The following is a 3,003-nucleotide window of genomic DNA, read 5'->3' on the forward strand; positions in this document are numbered from 1 at the left end:
TCGGAAGAGGCCATCGAGGACAGCGGCGTGACACAGCCCCCGGCGCGCAGCACGCCCATGAAAATCTCCGCATAGGCGGCGGAATTCGCCGAAAGGACCGCGACGGTATCGCCCTTGCTGACCCCCATCCCGATCAGCGCATTCGCGACGCGGTTGATGCGCCGGTCGAAGGCGCCCCATGTCAGCCGGGTGTCTCCGCAGACCAGCGCCAGCCTGTTGGGATGCGCGGCGGCATTGGCGCGGATGCGCGCGACTACGGTTTCCTGGGGCGGCACGGCGGGCGCGGGCGGATTGATCTCTATCATCGGCTAGGTTGCCTCGGCTACGGTGGCACGGGCACGCCGCGCGGCAAGAATAGGCAGCGCGCAAAGCGCCGCTCCGATCAGGAAGGAGGCACCGTACCCGATGCTGAGAAGTTCTGTCTGCGGCTTGGCGATCATCAGCCCGCCAAGGAACAGCAGGACCCGTAGCGGATACCCCACTGTCCCGTTCAGCGGCCCGACCAGGCTGATGTAGCCCTGCAGCGCGGAGGAGATCAGCGCCACGCCGATCAGCGCACCGCCGAGTGCTACCGTCACCTCCCAAAGGGGTGCCTGCCCGATCAGGGCGGGATTCAGCACGAAGAGGAAGGGCGCGATGTAGATGACCCCGCCCAGCTTCATCGCCTCGAACCCGGTGGAGATCGGGTTGGAGCCGGACATCGTCGAGGCCGCGAAGGCCCCGAGCGAGACCGGGGGAGTGATATAGCTGACCATCCCCCAGTAGAGAATGAAGAGATGGACGGCGAGCTGATTGAGCCCGCCCGCCTCAAGGGCCGGGGCCAGCACGACGGCAAGGAAGATGTAGCAGGCGGTAACCGTCATCCCCATCCCGAAGATGAAGGCCGTCAGCGCGCCCATCGCCAGCAGCACCAACTGGCTGTCGCCCGCCATGAAAACCAGCTCGTTCACCAGCGTGCCCGCCAGCCCCGTGGCAGAGAACGAGCCCACGATAAGCCCCACACCCAGCAGGATCGCCGTGAGTTCCGCCAGCCCCATGCCGACGCCCACGATCATGTTGCCCAGCCGCTGCATGTTCAGGCGAAACCGCGCGCGGAACTGGTTGACCACCAGCAGCAGGGCCACCGAATAGAAGGGGGCAGAGCTTTCCTGCCGGAGCGCGATCATCATGTAGAGCAACAGCGCGAAGACGAAGATGTAGGGCCAGCCCTCGGCCATCACCTCTTTCAGGCGTGGCAGATCGGGCTTCGGCAGACCGCGCAGGCCGCGCTTGGCGGAATAGGCGTCGATCTGGGCGAAAAGGCTCCAGTAATAGAGAATGCTGGGAATGGCGGCGGCCAGTGCGATCTCCACATAGGGGCGCGACAGGAACGAGGCCATGATGAAGGCCGTGGCCCCCATGATCGGTGGCATCAGCACCCCGCCGGTCGACGCGCAGGCCTCTGTCGCGGCGGCGGTCCTTGCGGAAAAGCCCGTGCGCTTCATGGCCGGGATCGATACCGCGCCAGTGGTCAGCACGTTGGAAATGACGGAGCCCGACATCGACCCCATGAAACCGCTGGCAAAGATCGACACCTTTGCCGCGCCACCGCGATAGCCGCCCACCATGCCAAGCGCCAGATCGTTGAAGAACTGCCCGCCCCCGGTTCTTTGCAGCACCGCGCCAAAGAGGATGAACCCGATGACAACGCCGCCGAAAGCCTTCATCGGAATGCCGAAGGAGCTTTCGGACGAATAGATATGATAGGGCACCGTCTGCATGAACGTGCTCTGAAAGCCCGAGAACGGGTCCGGCACCACGCCTGCAAAGGTGGGATAGAAAGCGAAGAAGGTCACGATGATGAAAAGCACCAGCCCACCGGCCCGGCGCGTCGCCTCAAGGATCAGAAAGAAGAATACGACCGAGACATATTGCGCGAGTTCCGGCGCCGCGTATTCCCAGCCCTGGCTGAGGTTCTGCTGCGCGGTCTGCGCGAGGTAGCCGGTGCTGGCCAGCGACAGTGCAAAGAGGATCCAGTCGATGATGCTCGGTTGGCCACCCTTGCCGCCGCCCATCTGGAAGATCAGGAAGCTCAGCGCCAGAAAAAGCCCGCCCAGAATATAGAGATACCGTCCCTCGATCAGCACGATGCCTGCGATCTGAAGATTGAAGAGCTGGTTGATGACAAGCACCAGCGACGCCAGCGTTCCGGTGATCACAGCCCAGCGGGCCGGCCCCGAAATGCGCTCTGCCGGGGTTTCGCCGTCGATGGCGATTTTCTCGTGGCCTTCGGCCTTGGGGGGCTGCTGGTGGCTGCTGTCTGACATGGGATCACTCGGCTGCTGGGCAGAACGGGAGAACCGGCCTGCGGGTGCAGGCCGGTTCTTGTCGGCTTGTGGTCAGCTTAGAAGGTGACGTCGAAGCCGCCCTCTTCTAGCGCGGCCTTGCGCGCCTCGGTCCAGGCGGCGGTCCAATCGTCGGGATCCTGCGCCTTCAATTCCTCCCAGGCAGCGGCGAGCGCTTCCTGCCGGGCGATCAGGTCATCGTTATGCGCCTGTGCTTCTTCGTTCCAGATGCCCTGCTCTTCGAAGTAGCGGATAGCACCCGCGTGATAGGGGACAACCCACTTCATGTCCTGCTTGTCGAGCGCCCAGCCGGAGATTCCCGGCGCCTTGCCATCGTACTGGTCGAACAGTTCGACCATCGCCTTGGTCATGTTGTAGACGAGGTCATCCTCGGTGCTCTCCATCGCGGTCAGTACCGGATAGGCATAGCCCGCCCCCTGATAGCCATCGGTGCCGTCGATCGTGGCACCGACCATCGCCTTGTTGATGACGAAGAAGGGCGCGATACTGGTCATCGCCTCGAAGCCTTCGGTGTTTTCGGGGTCGATGGGCGGCCAGAACAGACCGCGCGGCCCTGCTTCGGCCTCATAGGCCTTGCCCGAGTTGGTCGAGGCAAAGGCCGCATCCACCTGATCCTCGATCAGGCCGGTCCAGCTGGCCCCGAAGCCGCCGAAATCCA

General features: G+C 63.8%; 3 protein-coding genes. All 3 read right to left on the reverse strand.

Annotated features, from left to right (window positions below; genetic code table 11):
• Positions 1–305: AMP-binding protein (locus tag A3764_RS17295; RefSeq protein ID WP_150122265.1), on the reverse strand; the 305-nt coding region annotated here is incomplete at its 3' end.
• 3 nt (positions 306–308) lie between these two features.
• Positions 309–2,306, reverse strand: coding sequence for a TRAP transporter permease (locus A3764_RS17300; protein ID WP_067951832.1), 1,998 nt, complete (start codon positions 2,304–2,306; stop codon positions 309–311).
• Between the two features lie 77 nt (positions 2,307–2,383).
• The coding region (locus tag A3764_RS17305) for a TAXI family TRAP transporter solute-binding subunit (RefSeq protein WP_330220540.1) at positions 2,384–3,003 on the reverse strand (620 nt) is incomplete at its 5' end.

Origin of the sequence: Sulfitobacter sp. HI0129, from assembly GCF_001635395.1 — a bacterium.
In the GTDB taxonomy this organism is placed as follows: Bacteria; Pseudomonadota; Alphaproteobacteria; order Rhodobacterales; family Rhodobacteraceae; genus Sulfitobacter.